This is a genomic window from Uruburuella testudinis (genome assembly GCF_022870865.1).
In the GTDB taxonomy this organism is placed as follows: Bacteria; Pseudomonadota; Gammaproteobacteria; order Burkholderiales; family Neisseriaceae; genus Neisseria; species Neisseria testudinis.
On the sequence record NZ_CP091508.1, the window covers coordinates 2,132,327 to 2,157,071 of the forward strand.

The window sequence follows — 24,745 nt, forward strand, 5'->3', positions numbered from 1 at the left end:
CGGTCATCTGTTCCCACAAATTGCCAGCGTCTTCGCCCACGTTTGAGGTATTTTTCGTCTAAGCTGATTTCGAACATAGAGATTAGGGCATATCCCCAATCTCATTTTCTCTTCATCAATGATAAAATATCGCCTATATTTTTGATAATTTATTGGCTGATATAAACAAATGACCAGAAGAGCACTAACAGACAACCTTTGGAACCAGCTGCAAACAACCATGCGCGAACATGGCTGCCATCGTTGGGAAAATGATCGGGAAGTCATGGAAGCAATATTATGGAAGCTTCGCACAGGCGCGCCCTGGCGTGATATTCCTGAAACATTTTGCCCATGGGAAACAGCATATAACCGCTTTAACTGCTGGTCTAAAAATGGATTGTGGAACAATTTTTTCTGGATTACGAAAAGAAATTGATGAAGAATGGGTATTCGCCGACGGAAGCTATGTACGGTGTCATCAGCATGCACGTGGAGAGCTGGGCATGGTGAAGAAAGAGCAATTAGACGAAATCACGGCAGAGCAACTGCAAAAATACATTTATCAGTTGATGCGGATAGATATCCGTTCGATTTTAAAATCACTGGGGGTGAAATCCGCGACAGTCAAATTGCAAGCAGACTGATTGAGATGGTGGCGGCAGGAAATTATTTTATTGCGAATAAAGCTATATGATTCACGAGCGATGGGAGAAAAAAATAAGGCAGTCAATTTCAAGCTGATGCTGTATCTGGCATGTACCATTATTCACGCTAAATTAAATTGAGGATACGCTTTAACAGATCCCACCCACACCAGTTACAAATTTAAATTCAAATGGTTACAGAATTTAAATCAGAAAGAGTACATTTTCCTTCATCCCGCCGCGTGTGCGGGATTTTTTATTCTCCACATATCTGCCCCTCTATACTGGTTCACAAAATAAGCTGATAAAGCCGCATACCGGCACGCCCCGTGTCTGCGTAGCATCTTCAGCTTGCCACCCTGATCAACTTACGCTTCTGAACCGGTGCGACACACCGATTATATGTTACTGCATAACATTAATGCCTTCTTTTGATTTGCCTTTTACTTTTACTATTTTCAATTGGAGCAAGTATTTTAATTGGCTATACTGTAAAAGCAATATGCTATTCATTGCATAGCTTCAGTTTATCAACATCCATAAATATTATAAGGAGTAGTGATATGAAAGCAGCAGTCGTGAATCAAGCCTGTACGGGCGTGGAAGTGGTTGAAAAAGACATTCCCGAAGTCGGCGCCGGCGAGGCGCTGGTCGAAGTTGAATATTGCGGTGTATGCCACACCGATTTGCACGTGGCCGCCGGTGATTACGGCAAGCAGCCGGGGCGTATTCTCGGCCATGAGGGCATTGGTGTGGTGAAAGAAGTAGCACCGGATGTAACCAGCCTGAAAGTGGGCGACCGCGTGAGTATTGCTTGGCTGTTTGAGAGCTGCGGCCATTGCGAATATTGCAACAGCGGCCGTGAAACCCTTTGCCGCACGGTAAAAAATGCGGGCTACACCGTTGATGGCGGCATGGCCGAATATTGTCTGGTAACTGCCGATTATGCGGTCAAAGTGCCCGAAGGCCTTGATCCGGCTCAGGCCAGCTCGATTACCTGCGCAGGCGTGACCACTTACAAAGCCACCAAAGTTTCCGGCGTGCGCGCCGGCCAATGGATTGCCATGTATGGCGCCGGCGGTTTGGGCAATCTGGCGGTGCAATACGCAGCGAAAGTGTTCAACGCCCGCGTTATCGCCATCGACATCAACGATGACAAACTGGCTTTGGCCAAGGAGGTCGGCGCAGAAGTAACCATCAATGCTGCCAATGAAAATGCAGCCGAGCGCATTAAAGAAATCACCGACGGCGGCGCTCATGCGGCCGTGGTTACTGCCGTATCGAAAGATGCGTTTAACAGCGCCATCGATTGCGTGCGTGCCGGCGGCCGTGTTGTAGCCGTGGGCTTGCCGGTGGAAACCATGGATCTTTCTATTCCGCGCACCGTTTTAGACGGCATCGAAGTGGTCGGCTCGCTGGTGGGCACCCGTCAGGATTTGGCCGAAGCTTTCGATTTCGGCGCCCGCGGCTTGGTGGTGCCGGTGGTACAAACCCGTGCGCTGGATGAAGTGGGCGACATTTTTGAAGAAATGTATGCTGGTAAAATCCAGGGGCGTATGGTATTGGATATGAAAAAATCCTGCGGCCACAATCATTAATGGTTTCAAGCGATAACTGGGCAACAGGCATTTGTGGCGGTATGGTTCTGAAGCAGCTGTTTGGTAAAATGCTTCAATATCCCACGCCAGCAATGCTTGATGCTTGACGATATCAAACAAAGGCCGTCTGAAAGCTGATGATGCTTTCAGACGGCCTTTGTTTGATGGTTTTACTGCCCGCCAGGGTGTGCTGACCATTCAGAATAACTCAGATTTTTTGTGATAAAAGTGCAGACACCAGGCAAAAAGCACCCGTCAATCGAATAGCTAGGGCACTCTAGAAATCATGATTTCCCGGTCAGCAAATCCAGCGCTTCCTGATATTTTTCCACAGTTTTCCGAATCACTTCGGCAGGCACTTTGGGGGCGGGAGCCTGCTTGTTCCAGCCGCTTTGTTCCAGCCAATCGCGCACGAATTGCTTGTCGAAAGATGGCGGGTTGGTGCCGACCCGATATTGGTCTGCCGGCCAAAAACGGCTTGAATCGGGAGTCAACACTTCATCCATCAAGGTTAAAGTGCCGTTTTCATCAAGGCCGAACTCGAATTTGGTATCGCAAATAATGATGCCGCGGGTTTGGGCATAGGCGGCTGCTTCCGTGTAAAGCTCAATTGCTTTGGCACGCACTTCTTCGGCCAAATCCCGGCCGATAATCCGGCTGCATTGTTCAAAGCTGATGTTTTCATCGTGATCGCCCACCGCAGCTTTGGTAGAGGGAGTAAAAATCACTTCCGGCAGCTGTTGCGCTTCCTGCATGCCTTCGGGCAGGCTGATACCGCACACGGTGCCGGTTTGCCGATAATCTTTCCAGCCGCTGCCGGCCAGATAGCCGCGCACGATGGCTTCTACTTTAACCGGCGTGAGCTTTTTGGCCACGACCGCGCGCTTTGCAAGCACTTCAGCTTCCTGCGGCGGCAGCACGTCATCAACGCTGTCGCCGGTAAAGTGGTTGGGCATGATGTGGTTGAGCTTCTGAAACCAGAAATTGGAAATTTGGGTAAGTATTTCGCCCTTGCCGGGAATCGGGTCGTCAAGAATCACATCAAACGCCGACAAACGGTCTGAAGCAACCATCAGCATGCGTTTATCGTCGATTTCGTATAAATCACGAACTTTTCCAGAATAGATTTTTTTCAGGCTGATGTCAGACATAATCGCTCTCTCGGCTCAATCGCAAAGCGTTTATTTTAACCGAATTCCATTGAAATGGGCAGATTGTTAGAAGATTCGGCAAGTTTATCTGCCGGCAAGTTCAAAGTATTGGCCATATACTTTTCCTGTGTATTTTTTGGATTTTATGCAGCATCAAGCCGCCTTTATACCCATGCACAAAAATAGCCTAACGGCGTTGGCTCGCCTCAGCTCGAAGAAAAGCGGTTTCGTTGAGGCACTAAGGTATTAAGTCCACCGGCTCACGCTCTTGTTCGCTTACTTGATGAATCAGTATGACTGAGCGCTTGGTAAAATACTTTTTCAGCACAAATACCCAATCACTCAACCATTCCGGCGCAAACCGGAATAGCGTTAACCGAACGATTTCTGCTGCTTTAGCAGAAATTTTGCAAACGCTTCTTACTGGCTGCGGAAAATGCGGCTGCTGTTTTCCCGTCCCGGCTGTAGTGTTTCACGTGGTTGCTGCATCCGTTGTTGTTGCATGCGCTGGCGGTTTTGGTTTTGCAACTGTTCGCGGCGCTGTTGGCTCTGGCGTTGCATTTGCTCGCGACGCTGCTCATTTTGCCGTTGCATTTGCTCACGGCGCTGTTCACCCTGACGCTGTATTTGCTCGCGGCGCTGCTCGTTTTGACAGCGGGTTTGTTCGTTGCGCTGATTGTTTTGGTGCTGCTGCTCGGCACGCCGGCGTTCGCGCAACTGCTCGCGGCGTTCATCGGCTTGGCGTTGCTGTTCAAAGCGCCGGCGCTGCTGCATCTGCTCGCGTTGGCGCTCATTTTGGCGGCGCAACTCTTCCGCACGACGGCGGTTTTGGTCGCGCTGCTGGTTATTGAGTGATGGTGTATTTGATATTGCTTCCGAGAGCGGCCAAAAAGCGGCTAAATCAATTAGAAAAGATTTAGCGGGTGCACATAGAGCTTTAGAAGCTGTTGATATTCAGTCAATGCTGGCTGATGTTGAGGCTCGAAGAGATGCAAAAGGCACGCTAACCGATTTTGCGCTTACATTCTCCTCTGATGAGGCATATCAAAAAATGTTTGTGGAGGCTGCTGATATTTATGTTTTAGAAAGAGATGAAAATGGTAAAGTTATTTCTAATAGCATAGATAAAAATGGAAAAGATGTCTCTAAATACCACAAATTAACCGATGAGGAAAAACAAAACCTGCAAGCCGGAGCAGGCGGAAAAATTACTGTATTCAATAATGGTATTTTTACCGACATTAATTCTGCTGCCCAATATGCCGACCAACATAATCAAGATGCACAATATTTTATTTATTTCCCGCAAACCAGTAATGCTTTTGCCGAAATGATGGTGGCCGGATATATGAAATTTATGGAAAATGATTTGATGGGTTTAACCAATGCCACACAGGAAACCAAAGCCATTATGGCTCAATATGGGCAGGAAGGCGTACACTTCGACGGCCATAGCCGCGGTGCGATGACAACGGGTAATGCTTTGGAATCGTTAGCCAAAGATCAGTCCCTGTTAAGTCGCCTACCCAGCTTGACGGTGCACTTTGTCGGCCCCGCCTATAACTCAAGCAAAGCAGATAGATTGCTTTCTACCCTGCAAGGCCGCGAAAATATGTCGCCCACGCAAGCTGCAGCTGCTGAATTAAAGTATCAGTCACATAAATATGATCCTGTTGGCGGCATTATCGGTGGAAATAGGCCGACAGGCGGTAATGCAGAAAATGGAAAACAATGGTATCAGGAATGGATAGGATTAGGTGGTTCTGCAACGGTGCATAGTTGTTATGGAAAAGGAGGCAGATTATGTAAAGAAAAAGATTATTGGTCAAATTCAAGCAATAAACTTCCAGAATGGAAACCTACTAGTTTTAACAAAGAAAAAGAGTAATAATATGCGTAATTATTTAATAATGTCTTTTGTAAGTTTTTTAATCGCTGGTTGTGGCACATATCCATGGGAACATGATTATTGGAAATTAAATAATCAATCAGTCCCATATCCAAAATTAAAGTCTGATATGTTAAGCTGCGGTTTTGCTAATACAGCAAATAACACAAGCATATCAGATAATACATACATTAAAAACGCTAAATGCATGGAAAAAAAAGGTTATTTATTTAATGGCAAGCGCACTTGTGATAAAAGTGTTTATAAAGATTTACCCGCATGTAAATAATAAAATAGGCCATCTGAAACTGAATTACTAATCATTTCAGACGGCCTCATTCTTTAACAATCCAGCCAAATCAGCAGCAACAGCCGCGCATTAAATGCCGCCAACACCCTGATTACCGGCGCCCTCGGCGGCCAAACCGATATACAGGTTGCCGCCAACACCCTGTCGCCGTATGCCGCAGCCGCCATCGGCAACACCTTCGGCCACGGAGAAAACCCAAACGAAGCCGCACAAATGGTCGGCCACTTCCTCTTGGGCGCCACCTTAAGCTACGTGAGTTCGGGATAAGAAAATTCCAAAAAAGAGAAGCCGACTTGTAGTAAGCTGCTGTTTGCACACAAACAAAAAACCACAAGAAGGCCTCTCATGGATTATCTTACCGAACTTTTCTGTCTCGTGGACGATTTTTGCAAAACATTCGAACCGAAATTTAATCAACAACGCATTTCACACCAAGCAAACAAAAAAATCCGACAGCGCAAAGCCTCCGTCAGCACAGCAGAAATCATGACCGTTTGGATTGATTTCCACCAAATCCGCTATCGCCATTTCAAAACCTATTATCTCTTCCAAATCAAACGCATGCTCAGCCAGGCATTTCCCAATATGCCCTCCTACAACCGCTTTGTCGAATTGGCACAACGCACCATCATCCCCTTTTCCGCCTTTCTCAAAACACAAATGGGCCAATGCAGCGGCATCAGCTTTGTCGACTCCACCGCTTTAGCCGTTTGCCATAACCGCCGCATCCCGACCCACCGTGTTTTTGCAGGCAGCGCCCGGCGCGGTAAAAGCAGTATGGGTTGGTTCTACGGCTTCAAACTCCATGCCCTTATCAACCATCAAGGCGCACTTGTCGATGTCCGGTTAACCCCGGGTAACGTCAACGACCGCCATGCTTGGAAAGATATGGCGGCCTCATTGTGGAGCATTGTTGTCGGCGATAAGGGCTATTTGGGTAAGGAGCTGACTCAATGGCTGCAAAGCGAATATGGCATTCATTTGGTAACGGGGAAGAAAAAGAATATGAAACAACAGGATAAAACACCTTTTGAGCCGGGGTTGCTGCAAAAGCGCGGTGTGATCGAGTCGGTATTTGATGAGTTGAAAAACCTTTGCCAAATAGAACATACACGGCACCGTTCTTATACAGGTTTCTTGCTGAATTTGATTTCGGACTTGGTTGCGTATTGCTTGATGCCGTTTAAGCCGGGGGTAAAAATCAATGTCGCCGGCTTGCCCGCTAGGGGGGTAGGAAACGTGCTGGATTATCCCGAACTCACGTTAAATAATGCAAAAAAGCCCTGCTGTTTCCGGCAGGGCTTGGTGCTTATTTCCAGCTTTCCAAATTCAGCAACCGTTTGGCCGCCGGTGGTGAGGCGGGGTCTTCAAGATAGGCTGTCATGGCTTCATGGGAAGTGCAGGCAATCAGGTATTTATCCTGTTCTTCATCGCTTCAGCCTGAAAAATACTGCCTGTTCTTCAGGTGTGAGCAGGTTGTCCCACTCGTCTTGCCAAATATCGGCGAAGTTTTCCGTAGTCATGACCATCCTTTCAAGCTTTTAATACCCCAGTCTTCAGCCTTCTCAACTGCATCAGAATCAACATAGCGTATCCGACTTCCTTCGATTGACCATACAAAGCATTATTTGATCCATTTCAGTATATCGGTAAAAGAAATATCGGTAAAAGAGCAAGCCGGCTTGCGTGGTTATTGCATTCCTACAAAATTTTTATGAAAGTTTTTATATCAAGATAATGCCGTCTGAAAACAATATAAATACACAAAATTACTTTATATTGCATTTTTACACTATAAATAATGCCCGATTCAACACAAAGCGCTTATTTAACATTACTCGCTTATCCGCCGGCTTGCTTGTTTTCGCGCCATCAATATTACAATTTTCCTGCATGTTTGCTACAATCTGCCACGATTATTTATGCTCCGCCGGCCTGTGTATCGGCGGTTTTGTCATTTTCACCGCCTGAAACTGTCGGCTTTTATGTGATTGGTTTATGAAATCTGCTTCGTGGTCTTCTAAAATCGGCTTTATCCTTTCTGCTGCCGGTTCGGCCATCGGCCTGGGGGCCATTTGGAAATTTCCCTACACCGCCGGCACCAACGGCGGTGCGGTATTTTTTATCTTATTTTTACTGTTCACTTTATTAATTGGCTTGCCGGTGCTGCTGGCAGAATTTTATATCGGCAGAAAGAGCGGCAGAAATGCGGTTGACGCATTTAAAGTGCTGGCTCCGGGGAGCATGTGGCCATGGGTAGGCCGCATGGGCGTGGCGGCATGTTTTGTGTTGTTGTCTTTCTACAGCGTGGTAGGCGGCTGGGTGCTGGCTTATGTGGTACATGCGTTCAGCGGTGCAGTGCATCCGCATGCTGATTTCGGGCAATTGTTTGCCGACACCATTGCGAATCCCGTTGGCGCCGTTTTATATCAGGCTTTATTTATGCTGGTTACGGTGGCGGTGGTGCAAGGCGGTATTGCCAACGGCATTGAAAAAGCCAGCCGCTATCTGATGCCGGCACTGTTTGTGCTGTTTATCCTGCTGGTAGTACGTTCGCTCACTTTACCGGGCGCTATGGCGGGAGTATCGTTTTTACTCAAGCCGCAATGGCAATATCTCAACCCTCAAACTATGCTGATTGCACTCGGGCAGGCTTTTTTCGCGCTCAGTATCGGTGTGTCGGCAATGATTACTTATTCGGCTTATCTCGGTGACGACCAAGATGTTTTCCGCTCGGCCAACAGCGTGATGTGGCTGAATTTGCTGGTTTCACTGCTGGCAGGGCTGGTGATTTTTCCGGCGGTATTTGCTTTCGGCTTTGCGCCGGATCAAGGGCCCGGATTGATTTTTGTGGTCTTACCGGCAGTATTCCAGCATATTCCGTTTGGGCAGGTGTTGTTTGCCGTATTTATGCTGCTGGTGCTGTTTGCCACGCTCACTTCTGCTTTTGCCATGCTGGAAACGGTGATTGCGGCGGCCATCCACAATCATGAAGCCCGCCGCCGGCCGGCTGTGCGGCTGGTTGGGTTGGCCATTTTTATTGTCGGCATTCCTTCCGCACTTTCGTTTGGCATAGGAAAAGATTGGACAATCTTCGGTAAAACCGTATTTGACCTGTGGGATTATCTGATTACTGCTTGGATTATGCCTGTGGGTGCACTGTGCGTGGCGGTGTTTGTGGCATGGGTGCAGCAAAAAGATGCCGTGCTCGGGCATATGCGGCGCGGCAGCAATGTGTCTGCATCCATACCGCAGCTGTGGTATATGGCTTTGCGCTATCTGGCGCCGATTGCCATTTTATTGGTGTTTGCCAACACGCTCGGTTGGATTTAGGCTCTGTTGATATTTATATACATTCAAGACTTTGATCTATAAAAGGTTTTTTAGCTAAAACAAACACCTTTCTCTATTCAAGCCATTATTCCGATTGAGGCCGTCTGAATACCGTATATCGTTCAGACGGCCTGATTTCATCGATATAAACCACAAACATCATTATGCTTTCTTCATTTAATTCCACAAATCATAATGACTGGAATTAATAAATATTCACAAATGATATTGTTCTATTATTTAGAAATAATGATTAGTACAATATCCGTCCTGCTGATAAGATACCGATTATCTATAATAAAAGCCGATTATCAAAGCGCTTATACAAACGGATTATCCCATTACGTCATACTCAGCTTAAAAAGCGCCTGAATCCAATACCGCAGATTGTGCACTCATACCGCGCAATGCCGGATTTTGCAGCCGATAAACCAAAACCTTAGCATCTGCGAAACCTGCCTTGCTTGGCACAATGCCCTGCCCGGATTGATTCAAGATTCCCAAAATAATACCGACACAAGGGATTGCACCATGACCATTATTGCCGTTGACCTCCAACCCCAGTGCAGGTTTTCCTGCCATGCCGCCAACGACACGCTCCACGTCCACCAGCCGGAACAGATTGTGGCAGAATTAAACCGCCAGGCCGGCTTTGCCCGACAACGGCTTTTAATCAGTAATATTTCATCCACCCGGCACACGCTGTGCGGTGGTTTTGAGCATAGCAGCCCTGTTTCGGGCCGGCATTATTCCATTTTTCATTCGGCAGCCGGATGGGTAAACCAGGCCGAGCAATGCCGCGGCTTGCATTTTCTACCCGGCTTGCCCTGCCCTGCCGACTATCATCACGAAATCGAAACAGAAGGCGATGAAAATTACAGCGCCTGCTTTCACGATATCGGTCAAAGCCGCAGCACCGGTCTGCTCGAATGGCTGTTTGCCCAAAACACCGGCACCATCATCATCGGCGGCTTGGCAACCGAACATGCCGTGCGCAAAACTGCCTGTCAGCTGAAATGGTATGGCGACGGTTGGAATGTTATCGTCAACCTGGCCGCCTGTCGCGGCTACACACCGGAAGGCATCATCCATGCTGTATACAGCATGCGCCAGGCGGGCGTGATTGTAATCAACAACAGCAGCGAACTGCCCGCCGTTATCGCGTCGCCTGCCGCCATCGTGATATAAATGGCAAAGTGAAGTAACAAATTGGTGTGATAAACATCTTTTCAAAAAACAGCCTACCCGCGTTGGTTTGCCTTGTTATACCCAGTCACCAAGTAAGCGAACAAGGTGTCGAGCCGAAAACAATATACACGCATAGGGCCGGTTGACTTAGCGCTCAGCGCCTTAGGGTATCCTAGGGTGTCCGGACCATTCAGAATTATTCAGATTTTTTGTGATAAAAGCACAGATTCAAAGCAAAAAACGCAGCAAGATTGGGCATCTTGCGAGGCTTTTTAACGCAGCAGATGTGCTTTTAGCGCAAAAAAGATGATGATATATGACACATCAGGACACCCTAGCAAAACCGCTCCTCTTCAAGTTCAGGCGAATCAATGCCATTAGGTTATTTTGGTGAATGGGTATAAATTGGACAGTTGTGTTTTCAGCATGCCAATCATTCAATTTAAAGGCCGTCTGAAACCCTTTTGATGAAAAGGTTTCAGACGGCCTTGATGGTGTTTGGCCTGTTTAAGCCATTTGCACAGCCTGAATGGCAGTCAGCGCAATGGTGTAGACGATATCGTCTACCAAAGCACCGCGTGACAAATCATTTACCGGTTTGCGCAAGCCTTGCAGCATCGGGCCGACGCTCAACACATTGGCATTACGCTGCACCGCTTTATACGTGCAATTGCCGGTATTCAAATCAGGGAACACCAACACGGTTGCCTGGCCGGCCACTTTGCTGTCGGGTGCTTTGGATTTGCCGACACTGGGCACGGTTGCCGCATCATATTGCAGCGGGCCGTCAACCGCCAGATCAGGTCGTTTTTGCTGCACCAGCGCCGTAGCCTGTGCCACTTTTTCCACGGCCGGACCGCTGCCTGAAGTGCCGGTTGAGTAAGAAATCATCGCCACTTTCGGTTCGATACCGAACGCTTTGGCCGAATCAGCCGATTGAATGGCAATATCAGCCAATTGTTCGGCGGTCGGCTCGGGATTCACGGCGCAATCGCCGTATACCAGCACCTGATTGGGCAGCAGCATGAAAAACACGCTCGACACCAGGCTGGCACCCGGGGCGGTTTTAATCAATTGCAATGCCGGGCGGATGGTATTGGCGGTGGTGTGAACGGCGCCGGACACCAAGCCGTCGACATCGTTTTGCGCCATCATCATGGTGCCCAATACTACGGTGTCTTGCAGCTGCTCGCGCGCCTGCTCGGGTGTCAGGCCTTTGCTTTTGCGCAATTCGCACATCGGCGCCACATATTGCTCGACCAAGTCGGCCGGATCAATGATTTCCAGCGAATCGGGCAAAACAATATGGCGCTCTTTGGCAACCGCTTCCACTTCAGCACGCGGTGCCAGCAACACGCAGCGGGCAATGCCTTTTTCGTGGCAGATGGCGGCCGCCTGCACAGTGCGCGGTTCTGCGCCTTCGGGCAATACGATACGCTTGTTGGCATTGCGGGCAGCATCCATCATATTCACACGGAATTGTGCCGGCGACATACGGCCGCCCGGTTTTTTCAGCAGCAAATCGGTGTTGGTGATTTTTTTGCTGGAGCCGAAATACACCAAGCCGGTTTTCTCGGCGATGGTGGCGCCGGCGCCGCTATCGGCACCATCCAATACAAAGCCCACCGCTGTTCCGGGAGAGTTGACATAAGCCTGTTTGGCCAGATTCAAACGATTGGATACATGCTCGACATCATCGGTGTCGGTATAAACGGCAAATACTACGCTGGCATCAAATGATAATGCGACATCCAGATTTTTAGCAGACAGAATCACGCGTTCGGGATCGGGCTTGGCACCTTTGATTACCACGTTTTCTGCATTCAGAGCGGCCACACAGGTTACCAGCGAATCGAGCCAATCGTCGCTTTTGCCGGCGCATACCAATTTTTCGGCCTCACCCGCTTCATCAAACGCGCGAAATACTGCCGAACGGGGCAATGCGCCCGCTACGGCCTGAGTTACCGCCCAACCGTCTGCCTGAGTAGAAACAGGTACTACTAATACATTAGCCATAATTTATCCTTTAATAAACCGGGTGGAAAGATTTTTCTCATTATATCATTGCTGAATAGACATTTTACACTAGGGCATCCTAACCATTCATATATCATTATCTTTTTTGCGCTAAAAGCACATCTGCTGCGTTAAAAAGCCTCGCAAGATGCCCAATCTTGCTGTGTTTTTTGCCTGGCATCTGTATTTTTATCACAAAAAATCTAAGTAATTCTGAATGGTTGGGATGCCCTAGGGCATCCTAACCATTCGATTGACAGGTGCTTTTTGCCTGAATATTGCCGCACGATAAGCGGCGAACAACCACTAAGCTTTGCCTAATCAACCTTGCAAGCGCCGTTGCGGGCGTTTGCAGAATTTGAATATACAATAGAATGCGCGGTTTGTTGCTTTTTCAGCAGAAAATATTGATTTCTATCTTAATAAATCAAATCATGAGGCCGTCTGAAACAAACACAGCAATATTTCAGACGGCCTCATCTTACTCAATCATCAAACAGGGCTTTGGGCTGTGTGCAATGCAATGTTTCAATCAATCACACCCAGCGCTTTCAAGCCGTTGAGTACGCCGTCTTCTTCCACCGTCGGGCATTCATAATCGGCAACCGCTTTCAATGCGGGATGGCCATTGCCCATGGCCACGCCGAAGCCCACGCTCTGCATCATTTCGATATCGTTCAAGCCGTCGCCGAAAGCCATAACATCTTTCATATCGATACCGAGCTTGGCGACAGCAGTGCTGATTCCGCGCGCTTTTGAGCCTTGTTTATCCAGCATGTCTACCGAGCGCTCGTGCCAACGCACGGTTTTATAACCGTGCCGGTGCGCTTCGGCATTCACTTGATCATCTTGCGCCGGCGGGTAAAATGCCAGCATTTGATACACTTCATGCTGCCGGTAATAATCCTTGTCGATCGGGTGTTCGGGCAAAATCTTAGACATTGCTTCTTCCACATAATCCAAAGACTCCGATACGGCAATGGTTTGCTCTGAAACAAACGCATAAGGAATCTGGCAATTTTCTAAAAAAACGCACATTTCGGCGATTTTTTCCCGCTCTAACGGGTGTTTCTCCAATACTTCGCCACGATAGCGGATATATTGGCCGTTGATGGTTACCAGCAAGTCCATCCCCGCTTCCTCAATAACCTGCCACACTTTTTCAGGTATCGCAGCAGGCGTGCGGCCGGTGGCGATGGCGGTGATGATGCCCTTGGCTTTCAATGCCCGCATGGCTTCTGCAACTGATGGGCGCAGGGTGTCGGTATGTTTGCGGTAAAGGGTGTCGTCGATATCGAAAAATATGATTTTCGGGTTATGCATAAATCTCTTTCATGGTTGAGCGGCAAATAAAATGCAGACAAACCATCAGATGCACTGCTGCTTAAACGGCATGCCGGCATCTGTGTTTGTGCAATACACAGCTTTCATTATAGCGCCATACAATTTCGTCTTCATCAAACCGGCCATTGATTTGACGTAAATTCAATCGAAATCAATTTCCGCGCCGGCAACCCGCATTCAGCTTTGCAAACAAACCGTTAACTTTTATCGTCGGCAGCAATGCCTTAATTTGGGCGGAGTGGCGGGGCGTTGCATTGTTGGAACCTTCAAATTTTGATAATATTCAAAAGCTAACATGCACCCACAAGACCATAGATAAGGATAATTTAATGAATGTAGTGATACAAAAATTCGGCGCTTTTTTCCGTGCCGAACCCGCAGCCGGTATCGTGCTGATGATTGCCGCACTTTTAGGTATCATCGTGGCCAATTCCCCTTTGTCGGGGAAATATTTCGATATACTCGGCAGCTATGTGGCCGGCATGAGCATATCGCATTGGGTAAACGACGGGCTGATGGCGGTATTTTTTCTGTTTGTCGGCCTTGAAGTCAAACGCGAGCTGCTGCAAGGAGAATTAGACACCAATGCCAAACGGCTGCTGCCCGGCCTGGCCGCTTTTGCCGGCCTGGTGGTGCCAGCGCTGATTTATCTGCTGTTTAACAGCGGCGATGCAGAAGCCTCGAAAGGCTGGGCGATACCTGCCGCCACCGATATTGCCTTTGCGCTGGGCGTGCTGGCGCTTTTGGGCAGCCGCGTGCCGCTGTCGTTAAAAATATTTTTGACGGCGCTGGCGATTATGGACGATTTGGCGGCCATTGTGATTATTGCGCTTTTCTATACCGCCAATCTGGCGCCGATTTATCTGCTGCTGGCGGCGGTGGTGCTGGCGGCGCTGTTTATGATGAACAAACGCGGCGTGCTCAAAAGCTGGCCTTATCTGCTGGCCGGCCTGCTGTTGTGGTTTTTGGTATTAAAATCCGGCATTCACGCCACCTTAGCCGGTGTGTTGCTGGCATTTGCCATTCCGCTGCGTACACCTGAAGCAGCCGGCGAACCGCTACTGCTGAAATGGGAACATGCCCTGGCAAACTGGGTGGCTTTTTTGGTGGTGCCGATCTTCGGCTTTGCCAATGCCGGCGTGTCGTTTGCCGGCTTCAGCATGGATGTGTTTACCCAACCGGTGGTGCTCGGCATTGCGCTCGGCCTGTTTTTAGGCAAGCAAATCGGTATTTTCGGCCTGGTGTGGGGTGCAGTAAAACTGGGCTGGGCATCGTTGCCTGAAGGCGCCGGCTGGTTGCAGGTTTACGGCACAGCGCTGTTGTGCGGTATCGGCTTTACCATGAGCCTGTTTATCAGCCTGCTGGCCTTTACCAGCCCCGAACTGCAAGATTACAGCAAAGTCGGCGTATTTTTAGGCTCGGCGCTGGCCGGTATACTCGGCTATTTGGTGCTGCGTTTCGCACCTGCGGCAAAAGCCTGAAACTGCCTGTGATATCCATTCACACAAACAACCTGACTGCCGGCCCGCCTTATTCACTTGCTTTTGTGAATGAGCATGATTCATCATGAAAGATTTGCCGGCAAATACAAAGGCCGTCTGAAACATTTTTTCAGACGGCCTTTGTATCAATGGAGTTATCTATTTCAGCATATTCTTAATCACGCCCATCACACTGCGCGAAATGGCGCGGGTAACCTGTTTGTTGATCTGATCGCCGACAGAATCGGCCAAATCATAAGCCATGCCTTGATTGGCTTTTTTGCGGCCGCCAAACAACCCGCCGAGAAAACCGCCGACCAAGCCTGATTGGGCGCTGTCCTCGGCTTTCTCGGCATTTTGCGGTTTTCCGCCGGCGGTTGCCGCTGTATCGGCTTCAGCCGCTTCGGCGGCTTGTTGCGCTTCCAAGTCATTCAAGGCTTCAAAAGCAGAATAATTGTCGACCATATCTTTATAATGGCGGTAGAGAATATCGCTTTGGAATTTGCTGTCGCGTTCGGCTGCGGGAAGCGGTGTGAGGTCGGATTGCGGCGGCAGCACCAAAGCCCGCTCCACCGGCGCAGGCATGCCTTTTTCATCTAAAAACGAAACCAGCGCCTCCCCCACGCCTAATTCTGCAATGGCTTCAACCACATTGACCGCCGGGTTGCTGCGAAATGTTTCGGCAGCGGCTTTCACGGCTTTCTGATCGCGCGGGGTAAAGGCGCGCAAGGCATGCTGCACCCGATTGCCGAGCTGGCCCAAAATGCTGTCGGGCAAATCAAGCGGATTTTGGGTCACAAAATATACGCCCACACCTTTTGAGCGGATCAGGCGCACCACTTGCTCGATTTGTTCGATCAAGGCTTTGGGGGCATTATCAAACAACAAGTGCGCTTCATCAAAAAACATCACAAATTTGGGTTGTTCGGGGTCGCCCACTTCAGGCAGCATTTGAAACAGCTCCGCCAGCATCCACAGCAAAAAAGCGCTATACATGCGCGGGCTGCGCATCAGCTTTTCCGAATTGAGGATATTAATCACGCCCTTGCCGGCCTCAGTCTGCATCCAGTCGTCGAGATTCAGTGCCGGCTCGCCAAACAAATCGGCGGCGCCCTCGTTTTCCAACGTGAGCAACTGCCGCTGAATGGCGCCCACACTGGCGGCGGATACATTGCCGTATTGGCTGCGGTATTCGGCGGCATGCTCGGCCACATGCTTGAGCAGGCCGCGCAAGTCTTTCAAATCAATCAGGTGCCAGCCGTTATCATCGGCCACGCGGAACACCAAATTCAACAAGCCCTCTTGCGTGTTGTTGAGATTCATCAGCCGCGCCAACAGCATCGGCCCCATTTCGGAAATGGTTACCCGCAGCGGAATACCACTTTGGCCGAACACATCCCAAAAGCGCACCGGAAAGCCTTGCAGCCAGCCGCCGCCCAAACCGAATTCGGCAATACGCTCGCCGATTTTGCCGCTGTCGGCACCGGCATTGGCCATGCCCGACAAATCACCTTTCACATCGGCCAGAAACACCGGCACGCCCTCATTGCTGAAAGCTTCGGCCATACGGCGCAGGGTAACGGTTTTACCGGTGCCGGTGGCGCCGGCAATCAGGCCGTGGCGGTTGGCCATTTTGCCCTGAATCTCAAGGGTGCGCCCGCCCGCGCGGGCAATTGGAAAAGTAGGCATGCTGGGTTCCTTTGCTGGGTTGATGTTGGGATGCGGTATTGTACTGACGAATTAAAATACTGTGCAAACAATGGTGTGGGAAAGGCCGTCTGAAAGGTAGAAATGCCACAACCGGCTATTCCTGATAAAACTCCAGCGGCAAATTATCGGGATCGCGGGTAAAGAAAAACGGCTTGCCGGTGAATTCATCGATGCGGATAGCCTCGCATATCAGCCCTTTTTGCTCAAGCAAACTTTTTTGAGCGGCCACATCTGCCACCGCAAATGCCAAATGGCGCAATCCGCAGGCTTCAGGCCGGCTCGGGCGTGCCGGCGGTTGGGGAAAAGAAAACAATTCCAGCACATAATGGCCGCCAATACCCAAATCAAGCTTCCATGACTCGCGCTCGGCACGGTAATGCTCGGCCAATACGGTCAAACCGAGTATTTCGGTGTAAAACTGTTTGGATGCTGCATAATTCGAACAAATAATGGCAATATGGTGGATACGCATTAAACAAGCCGTCTGAATAATAAAAAAGTATGATACCCGGCCCCAAATACCCAACCCAAAGCGCAAACAATTGCTGCCCGGCTTAATTATTTATGGCGGCGTGTCAGCTTAGTTCTGCCGCCACGGATAATCAGTTAATGCCCATTCACAAAAATAATCTAACGGTGTTAGGGTGTCCTGACAATTCAGAATTATTCTGAATTGTCAGGACACCCTAGCTCGCCTTGCTATACCTGTGTATTGTCTTCGCCTCGCCGCCTTGTTCGCTGACTTTTGTGAAGGGGCATAACTGCCTTTTTGCGGCCTTTACATCGCGCCGTAATTCGGCCCGCTGCCGCCTTCGGGGCACACCCAGTTGATGTTTTGGGTGGGGTCTTTGATATCGCAGGTTTTACAGTGCACGCAGTTTTGCGCATTAATCTGCAATTGCGGCCTGCCCTCAGCTTCAACGATTTCATATACCGCCGCCGGACAATAGCGCGTTTCGGGCGAAGCATATTCGCTTAGATTGATATCGAGCATGGTTTGCGGGTTGGCCAGCTTCAAATGGCCGGGCTGGCTTTCTTCATGGCTTAAATTGGCGAGAAACACGCTGCTCAAACGGTCGAAAGTGAGCACATTATCGGGCTTCGGGTAATCTATCGGCCGCCAGCCGGCCGCTTTGCGCAAAGCGCTGTGGTCACTGCCGTGGTGTTTGACGGTCCACGGTGCTTTGCCTTTGAGCACATATTGCTCCAACGCCGTATACGCCATCGCCGGCAGCAGCCCCCATTTAAACGCGGGGCGGATATTGCGCACTTCATGCAGCTCTTGATACAGCCAGCTGCGCTCAAACAAATCTTGGTAAAGCACGGCTTCGGGATTACCGGCCAACGATTCGGCATCATCGGCCAACACGCCGAATACCGCTTCGGCCGCCAACATGCCCGATTTCATGGCGGTGTGGATGCCTTTAATCCGCGGCACATTCAAAAAGCCCGCGCTGTCGCCCGCCAACACGCCGCCCCCAAACGAGAGCTTGGGCAGGCTTTGCAAACCGCCTTCGCTGAGCGCGCGCGCGCCGTAAGCGATACGGCGGCCGCCTTCAAAGGTTTGACGGATGTGCGGATGGGTTTTGAAACGTTGAAACTCTTCAAACGGCGAAAGATACGGGTTTTGGTAATCCAGCCCCACCACAAAGCCCACCGCCACCTGGTTGTTGTCGAGGTGGTAGATAAACGAACCGCCGTAGGTTTTGCTGTCGAGCGGCCAGCCGGTGCTGTGCACCACCAGGCCGGGGCGGCAGCGGCCTTCGGGCACTTCCCAAATTTCTTTGATGCCCAGGCCGTAAGTTTGCGGCTGGCTGTTGCGGTCAAGCGCAAATTGCTTGATAACCTGCTTGGTCAGCGAGCCGCGGCAGCCTTCGGCAAAAATGGTTTGCTGCGCCCACAATTCCATGCCGGGCTGGTAATTGTCGCCGGGCGTACCGTCGCTGTTTAAGCCCATATCGCCGGTGGCAATGCCTTTTACCGATCCGTCTTCATGATACAGCACTTCGGCGGCGGCAAATCCGGGGTAAATTTCCACACCCAGGTTTTCGGCCTGCTCGGCCAGCCAGCGGGTAAGCTGCCCGAGGCTGATGATGTAGTTGCCGTGGTTTTGAAAGCTGGGCGGCGTCATCAGCTTCACGGCTTTTTGCCGGGTCAGGTATAACACGCTGTCTTCGGTTACGCTGCGGCTAAGCGGTGCACCCTGAGCCTGCCAGTCGGGCAGAAGCTCGGTCAGCGCTTTGGGATCGATAACGGCGCCGGACAAAATATGCGCGCCCACTTCGGAGCCTTTTTCCACCACGCACACGCTGGTTTCGCGCTCGGCTTTGGCAGCGAGCTGCTTTAATTTGATGGCGGCGGCAAGCCCTGCCGGGCCGGCACCGACGATAACGACATCATATTGCATGCTGTCGCGCTGAATGGTTTCGGTCATGGTTGGTTCCTGAATATTTATTGTCATATGCATATTATTTACAGCAAAACCGCACTATCGTTTTCAGACGGCCTGATAAAGGTTCGGCGCTTCAAAAATGCGCCGTTATTATTGATATCCGTTTATGGTGGCTTTTGGTGCCGATTATACAGTAGAGACGGGGTGCTGAAAAATACCGCCCAAATCTGTTGCTTTGGCTGTAGGCCCCGGCTTTTGCCCGGCTGCTTTATCGGTATTTTCGGGCAGGCTTTCGCCACCGGCGGCCGGGTTGCAGGCCACCGCTTGAGGCCGTCTGAACATATTCTGCTTATTTGCGTACATAGTGCACAAACGCATATGCGGTGCCGTTGCTGCTGATATGTGCTTCCCGCCCGGCTTCCTGCCAGGCATCCCGCGTGATGGTCGGGAAAAAGGCATCGCCGGGCACCATCAGTTTCACTTCGGTAATCCGCAAATCGGTAGCCAGCGGCATGGTTTCGGCATAAATCTGCGCACCGCCCATAATGATGACTTCGCGCGCATCGCTGCACATTTTCAAGGCCGTCTGAATACTGTCGGCCGGCTCTGCGCCTTCGGCCGCATAATCGGGGCGGCGGCTGATCACAATATTGCGCCGTCCGGGCAGCGGCTTGCGCGGCAGCGATTCCCAAGTTTTCCGCCCCATCAACACCGGCTTTTCCAGCGTATAGCGTTTGAAAAACGCAAAATCTTCAGGAATATGCCAAGGCATTTGGTTGTCGGCACCGATACAGCCATTTTCGGCTACGGCGGCAATCAAGGTAATTTTTTGCATAATGTATTCTGTTGGTTGGGGTAAGTATGTTTTCAGACGGCCACTGCCACCTGCGCCTGTAACCGCTATGGCTGTTCGACTTCATTATCTTGCTTCGTCGGTTTGCTTTGCCTGCACCGCTTCGTGTGATGATTCATCCCCATTCACAACAATCACCCAACGGCGTGGACGCGCCATCTTGTTCGCTGACGGTTGTGAATGAGCTGAACAGCGATAATAAAAACATCAGGCCGTCTGAAACTTTTCAGACGGCCTGATGTTTTTATTCTTTACGCAAAGCCTTGGGCAACACAAACACGATGCTCTCTTCTGCGCCCTCGCCTTCGCGCACGGTATCGAAGCCCCAGGCATCAATGGCGGCAATCACTTCCTGCACCAACACTTCCGGCGCCGATGCACCTGCGGTCACGCCCACTTTGCGTTTGCCTGCAAACCACTCCGGCTGCAAATAGCCGGCATTGTCGACCATATAAGCATCCACCCCGCGCAAGGCGGCCACTTCGCGCAGGCGGTTGCTGTTGGAAGAATTGGGCGAGCCGACCACAATCACGATATCGCACTCTTTGGCCAATTCTTTCACCGCCTCCTGGCGGTTGGTGGTGGCATAGCAGATGTCTTCTTTATGCGGGCTGCGGATATTGGGAAAACGCGCTTTCAGGGCTTCGATAATGTCGCGGGTTTCGTCTACAGAAAGCGTGGTCTGGCTGACATGCGAGAGCTTGTCGGGGTCGGCCACTTGCAGCCCGGCCACATCGGCCACGGTTTCCACCAGCAGCATTGCGCCGTCTGAAAGCTGCCCCATCGTGCCTTCTACCTCCGGGTGGCCTTTGTGGCCGATCATGATGATTTGATAGCCTTGGGTATTGAGCCGTGCCACTTCTTTGTGCACTTTGGTAACCAGCGGGCAAGTGGCGTCAAACACTTGAAAACCGCGTTCGGCAGCTTCTTCCTGCACCGCTTTGGAAACGCCGTGTGCCGAATAAACCAGCGTGGCGCCGGGCGGCACATCGGCCAGATCTTCGATAAACACCGCGCCTTTTTCGCGCAGGTTATCCACCACAAATTTGTTGTGCACCACTTCATGGCGCACATAAATCGGCGCGCCAAACTCTTCCAGCGCGCGCTCGACGATGCTGATGGCGCGGTCGACACCGGCGCAAAAGCCGCGCGGATTGGCCAGCATAATGGTTTTACTGTTCATAATTTATCGTTTGATTCATCGTGTTGTGTGTTGTTGTGTGCGCGAAAAACCCTATTCAGACGGCCTTGTCTTTCTTATGCTTGAAGCCGTCAACCACCAGCAATACCGCGCCCACGCAGATAAAGCTGTCGGCCACGTTAAACGCGGGATAATACCAATTCTGCCAGTAAAACAATAGAAAATCCACCACATGGCCGTGCAGCATGCGGTCGATCACATTGCCGATGGCGCCGCCGATAATCATTGCTGCGCCGGTTTTGCCCCAGCAGCCGAAATCATCTTTCGCAATCGCACGCGCCAAATAAAAACAAATCACTGCCGCCAGCGCCAAAAAGAAATATTTCTGCCAGCCGCCGGCATCGGCCAAAAAGCTGAACGCCGCACCGGTGTTGTACACCAGCGTTAAATCAAAGAAATCGGGAATAATATTCAAGCGCTCGGCAAAGGCAAAGTTTTTCAACACCGCCACTTTGGTGATTTGATCAAGCACAATCGCGGCCAGCGCCAGCAGCCAGAATTTGGTTTTGGAAGTGTTTCGAATGCTCATAAACGTTCAGACGGCCTCTTATCAGTTAAGCGGTGCATTTTACCTGATTCGCACCGGCATGGGGCGGATACCCGTTTAAAAAAACCGCCTCACCGCATCGGCTTGCCTGTGCCCGAAGTGAACCGGCTCCATATGCGTACTGTTTTCAGCACGCCGCCTGGTCGGCTGACTTTTGTGGATGAGATTACTTTTGCGAACGAGTATGATGTTTCAATAGAAGCATAACTTTTTAATGAATATTGATTCCGGCATAAAAAGGCCGTCTGAAAGCCCTATCTTTCAGACGGCCTCATGATGATCCGCTCAAGCGTAATGACGGGTTTCACCTGAGCCGTCAACATTGTCGGCGCAGCGGGCGCAAACGGTCGGGTGTCCGGCAACCGAACCGACGTCGTCGGTGTAGTGCCAGCAGCGCTCGCATTTTTTGCCGCCGCTCACGGTGGCGGTGACGGCCAATTCGTCTCCTTTGACAACGCTTGCTTTGGAAACCAGCAGGGCAAAGCGCAATTCCTCGCCCAGCGCTTTGAGGTAGCCGGCCAAATCTTCGGGCGCGGCAATGTCCACTTCGGCCTGCAAAGACGACCCGACTGATTTGTCGGCACGCAAGGGCTCGATGGCGGCGGTAACGGCTTCGCGCACTTCGCGCACGGCCTGCCATTTTTTCACCAATTCGGCTTCGCTTTTCTCATTCATCGACGGGAATTCGTGCCAAGTGTGGAACAACACGCTGTCTTCTTCGCCGCCGCCGATGAGATCCCACGCTTCTTCGCCGGTGAAGCAGAGAATCGGCGAAATCAGCAGCACCAGGCTGCGGGTGATGTGGTAAAGCGCGGTTTGGGCGCTGCGGCGGGCGGGGCTGTCGGCTTTGGTGGTGTAGAGGCGGTCTTTGAGAATATCAAGGTAAAACGCACCTAAATCTTCCGAACAAAATGCCACGATGTCTTTAACTGCAAAGTGGAAGGCATAGCGCGGGTAGTAATCGCCGGCCAGGCGCTCTTGCAATTGGCGAGCCAACACCAACGCATAGCGGTCGATTTCTACCATCTGCTCTTGCGGCACGGCATGTTCGATGGGCGAGAAATCGCTCAAGTTGGCAAACAGAAAGCTCAGGGTGTTGCGGATGCGGCGATAGCTTTCGGTTACGCGTTTTAAAATTTCTTTAGAAATCGCCAATTCGCCGCTGTAATCGGTAGAAGCGGTCCACAAGCGCAGAATATCGGCGCCAAATTCGTTATACACTTCTTGCGGTGCCACCACGTTGCCGAGCGATTTCGACATTTTGCGGCCGTTTTGATCGACCACGAAACCGTGGGTGAGCAATTGCTTGTAGGGTGCGCGGCCGACTGCGGCGCAGCCGATCAGCATTGATGATTGGAACCAGCCGCGATGCTGGTCGCTGCCTTCGAGATACAAATCGGCAGGCCAAGCCAGCTCTTCGCGCTGTTTCAATACGGAAAAGTGGGTGCTGCCGGAATCAAACCACACATCCAGCGTGTCGTTGAGCTTTTCATAATCGGCGGCTTCGCTGCCCAGCAATTCTTCGGCATTGAGCGCAAACCAGGCTTCAATGCCTTTTTCTTCGATGCGTTTGGCCACTTGTTCGAGCAATTCGGCGCTGTTCGGGTGTAATTCGCCGGTTTCTTTGTGCGCGAAAAACGTCATCGGCGTGCCCCAATAGCGTTGGCGGCTCACTACCCAATCGGGGCGGCCTTCAATCATCGCTTCGAGGCGGGCGCGCCCCCAGGCGGGGAAGAATTCAGTGTCGTTCACGGCTTTCATGGCATTGTTGCGCAAGGTTTTGCCATCGGTGCCGGGTTTGTCCATGCCGATAAACCATTGGCCGGTGGCGCGGTAAATCAGCGGGGTTTTGTGGCGCCAGCAATGGGCGTAGCTGTGTTCGATTTTGGTGAAAGACAGCAGTTTGCCCGCCTCTTCCAGCCAATCGGTAATCACGGGGTTGGCTTCCCACACGGTCAGGCCGGCCACACGCGGCACATCGCTGCGGTAGCGGCCTTCGCTGTTTACCGGGTTATCCAGCTCGATGCCGTATTTGAGGCAGACGAAATAGTCTTCCAGGCCGTGCGCGGGCGCGGTGTGTACCAAGCCGGTGCCGGCCTCGGTGGTCACGTGTTCGCCGTTGAGCATGGGAATATCGCGCTCGAGGAAAGGATGGTGCAGATGCAGATTTTCCAATTTGCCGCCATCGGTTTCGGCCAACACGGCCGCACCCTCGAAACCGTAGCGTTTGAGCGCTTCTTCGGCCAAATCTTTGGCCAATACCAACTTGCCTTTGGGGGTGTCGATCAATTGATACACCAGCTCTTCGCCGGCGCTGACCGCCTGGCTGGCGGGCAATGTCCACGGGGTCGTGGTCCAAATCACGGCGAAAGCATCGCCGCTGATTTCGCTCAAACCGAATGCTTCGGCCAAGGCGGCATTGTCTTGAAACAAATAGGCCACATCGATGGCGGACGAAACTTTATCTTTATATTCCACTTCGGCTTCGGCCAGCGAAGAGCCGCAATCCAAGCAGAATTGCACCGGTTTTTCACCGCGGTAGAGATAGCCGGCCTTGTAGATTTCGCCGAGCGCGCGCACAGTATCGGCTTCGGTTTTGAAATCCATGGTGAGGTAGGGATGATCCCAGTCGCCCATCACGCCCAAGCGGATAAAGTCTTTTTTCTGGCGCGCAATCTGCTCTTTGGCATACTCGCGGCACAATTCGCGGAACCGCGCGGCGGGAATGTCTTTGCCGTGCAGCTTTTCCACCATCAGTTCGATGGGCAGGCCGTGGCAGTCCCAACCGGGCACATAAGGCGCATCGAAGCCGGCCAGCGTTTTGCTGCGCAGAATGATGTCTTTCAGAATTTTGTTGGCGGCATGACCGATATGAATGTCGCCGTTGGCATAGGGCGGGCCGTCGTGCAAAATGAATTTCGGCCGGCCTTTGGCGATTTCACGCAGCTTTTGGTAGCGTTTGAGCTCATACCAGCTTTTCAGCCAGCCGCCTTCACGCTTGGCCAAGTTGCCGCGCATGGGAAACGGGCTTTCGAGCAGGTTTACGGTTTTGCTGTAATCGGTCATGTTGTTTTTCTCGTGCTTCGTTGGTATGGTTTCAGACGGCC

At 51.1% G+C, this 24,745-nt stretch carries 19 protein-coding genes and 2 pseudogenes; 9 read left to right on the forward strand and 12 right to left on the reverse strand.

The genetic code is table 11. From position 1 onward, the window contains the following. Window positions 1–169 precede the first annotated feature (169 nt). Window positions 170–767: pseudogene (locus tag LVJ83_RS09820) on the forward strand (IS5 family transposase). 422 nt (window positions 768–1,189) lie between these two features. Continuing rightward, entirely contained in the window at window positions 1,190–2,224 is a 1,035-nt protein-coding gene (gene adhP, locus LVJ83_RS09825) for an alcohol dehydrogenase AdhP (protein WP_244784320.1), read from the forward strand. A 284-nt stretch (window positions 2,225–2,508) separates the two neighbouring features. Here adhP and LVJ83_RS09830 read toward each other — a convergent pair whose 3' ends face one another. After that, a complete protein-coding gene (locus tag LVJ83_RS09830; protein ID WP_244784321.1) occupies window positions 2,509–3,375 on the reverse strand; it encodes a phosphoribosylaminoimidazolesuccinocarboxamide synthase in 867 nt (288 codons plus the stop codon). A 495-nt stretch (window positions 3,376–3,870) separates the two neighbouring features. Here LVJ83_RS09830 and LVJ83_RS09835 point away from each other — a divergent pair, with 495 nt between their 5' ends. From LVJ83_RS09835 to LVJ83_RS09845, 3 genes are read left to right on the forward strand one after another with little or no spacing between them, the layout of a single operon-like run. Beyond that, window positions 3,871–4,230 (forward strand): hypothetical protein, encoded by a 360-nt coding sequence (locus LVJ83_RS09835; protein WP_244784322.1) that lies wholly within the window; start codon window positions 3,871–3,873, stop codon window positions 4,228–4,230. After that, entirely contained in the window at window positions 4,223–5,263 is a 1,041-nt protein-coding gene (locus LVJ83_RS09840) for a hypothetical protein (protein WP_244784323.1), read from the forward strand. The genes LVJ83_RS09835 and LVJ83_RS09840 overlap by 8 nt, the downstream gene beginning before the upstream one ends. 4 nt (window positions 5,264–5,267) lie before the next feature. Then, window positions 5,268–5,552: a hypothetical protein gene (locus LVJ83_RS09845; RefSeq protein ID WP_244784324.1), complete on the forward strand. Its 285-nt coding sequence runs from the start codon at window positions 5,268–5,270 to the stop codon at window positions 5,550–5,552. Window positions 5,553–5,642: 90 nt separating this feature from the next. On the opposite strand, the gene LVJ83_RS09850 is transcribed toward LVJ83_RS09845, so the two are convergent. Continuing rightward, window positions 5,643–5,798 (reverse strand): hypothetical protein, encoded by a 156-nt coding sequence (locus LVJ83_RS09850; protein WP_244784325.1) that lies wholly within the window; start codon window positions 5,796–5,798, stop codon window positions 5,643–5,645. Window positions 5,799–5,918: 120 nt separating this feature from the next. Here LVJ83_RS09850 and LVJ83_RS09855 point away from each other — a divergent pair. After that, a pseudogene (locus tag LVJ83_RS09855) lies at window positions 5,919–6,776 on the forward strand (IS982 family transposase); the annotation flags it as partial. A 795-nt stretch (window positions 6,777–7,571) separates the two neighbouring features. Next, entirely contained in the window at window positions 7,572–8,906 is a 1,335-nt protein-coding gene (locus tag LVJ83_RS09860) for a sodium-dependent transporter (protein ID WP_244784326.1), read from the forward strand. A 357-nt stretch (window positions 8,907–9,263) separates the two neighbouring features. On the opposite strand, the gene LVJ83_RS09865 is transcribed toward LVJ83_RS09860, so the two are convergent. Next, window positions 9,264–9,509 (reverse strand): hypothetical protein, encoded by a 246-nt coding sequence (locus LVJ83_RS09865; protein ID WP_244784327.1) that lies wholly within the window; start codon window positions 9,507–9,509, stop codon window positions 9,264–9,266. Between the two features lie 201 nt (window positions 9,510–9,710). On the opposite strand from LVJ83_RS09865, the gene LVJ83_RS09870 reads away from it, so the two are divergent. Continuing rightward, on the forward strand, window positions 9,711–10,094 hold the full coding sequence (locus tag LVJ83_RS09870) for an isochorismatase family protein (RefSeq protein ID WP_244784328.1): 384 nt from the start codon (window positions 9,711–9,713) through the stop codon (window positions 10,092–10,094). A gap of 507 nt (window positions 10,095–10,601) precedes the next feature. On the opposite strand, the gene pta is transcribed toward LVJ83_RS09870, so the two are convergent. Together pta and LVJ83_RS09880 are read right to left on the reverse strand one after the other, a co-directional pair. Then, the gene (gene pta / locus LVJ83_RS09875; RefSeq protein WP_244784329.1) at window positions 10,602–12,110 is read right to left on the reverse strand and encodes a phosphate acetyltransferase; all 1,509 of its coding nucleotides are present in this window, start codon (window positions 12,108–12,110) and stop codon (window positions 10,602–10,604) included. A 528-nt stretch (window positions 12,111–12,638) separates the two neighbouring features. Next, complete coding sequence (locus LVJ83_RS09880) at window positions 12,639–13,433, reverse strand: Cof-type HAD-IIB family hydrolase (RefSeq protein ID WP_244784330.1); 795 nt, start codon at window positions 13,431–13,433, stop codon at window positions 12,639–12,641. 350 nt (window positions 13,434–13,783) lie between these two features. On the opposite strand from LVJ83_RS09880, the gene nhaA reads away from it, so the two are divergent. Beyond that, window positions 13,784–14,935 (forward strand): Na+/H+ antiporter NhaA, encoded by a 1,152-nt coding sequence (nhaA, locus tag LVJ83_RS09885; protein ID WP_244784331.1) that lies wholly within the window; start codon window positions 13,784–13,786, stop codon window positions 14,933–14,935. Window positions 14,936–15,094: 159 nt separating this feature from the next. Here nhaA and LVJ83_RS09890 read toward each other — a convergent pair whose 3' ends face one another. The 7 genes from LVJ83_RS09890 to ileS form a co-directional block, all read right to left on the reverse strand. Next, window positions 15,095–16,624, reverse strand: coding sequence for a helicase HerA-like domain-containing protein (locus tag LVJ83_RS09890; RefSeq protein ID WP_244784332.1), 1,530 nt, complete (start codon window positions 16,622–16,624; stop codon window positions 15,095–15,097). 115 nt (window positions 16,625–16,739) lie between these two features. Next, complete coding sequence (gene gloA2, locus LVJ83_RS09895) at window positions 16,740–17,117, reverse strand: SMU1112c/YaeR family gloxylase I-like metalloprotein (protein WP_244784333.1); 378 nt, start codon at window positions 17,115–17,117, stop codon at window positions 16,740–16,742. Between the two features lie 306 nt (window positions 17,118–17,423). Continuing rightward, a complete protein-coding gene (locus tag LVJ83_RS09900) occupies window positions 17,424–19,079 on the reverse strand; it encodes an electron transfer flavoprotein-ubiquinone oxidoreductase (RefSeq protein WP_244784334.1) in 1,656 nt (551 codons plus the stop codon). Between the two features lie 307 nt (window positions 19,080–19,386). Then, window positions 19,387–19,872 carry a dihydrofolate reductase gene (locus LVJ83_RS09905; RefSeq protein WP_244784335.1) on the reverse strand — a complete coding sequence of 162 codons (486 nt, stop codon included), beginning with the start codon at window positions 19,870–19,872 and terminating at the stop codon, window positions 19,387–19,389. Window positions 19,873–20,134: 262 nt separating this feature from the next. Further along, window positions 20,135–21,073 carry a 4-hydroxy-3-methylbut-2-enyl diphosphate reductase gene (ispH, locus tag LVJ83_RS09910; protein WP_244784336.1) on the reverse strand — a complete coding sequence of 313 codons (939 nt, stop codon included), beginning with the start codon at window positions 21,071–21,073 and terminating at the stop codon, window positions 20,135–20,137. 55 nt (window positions 21,074–21,128) lie between these two features. After that, on the reverse strand, window positions 21,129–21,620 hold the full coding sequence (lspA, locus tag LVJ83_RS09915; protein ID WP_244784337.1) for a signal peptidase II: 492 nt from the start codon (window positions 21,618–21,620) through the stop codon (window positions 21,129–21,131). A 303-nt stretch (window positions 21,621–21,923) separates the two neighbouring features. Continuing rightward, complete coding sequence (ileS, locus tag LVJ83_RS09920; RefSeq protein WP_244784338.1) at window positions 21,924–24,704, reverse strand: isoleucine--tRNA ligase; 2,781 nt, start codon at window positions 24,702–24,704, stop codon at window positions 21,924–21,926. Window positions 24,705–24,745 lie beyond the last annotated feature (41 nt).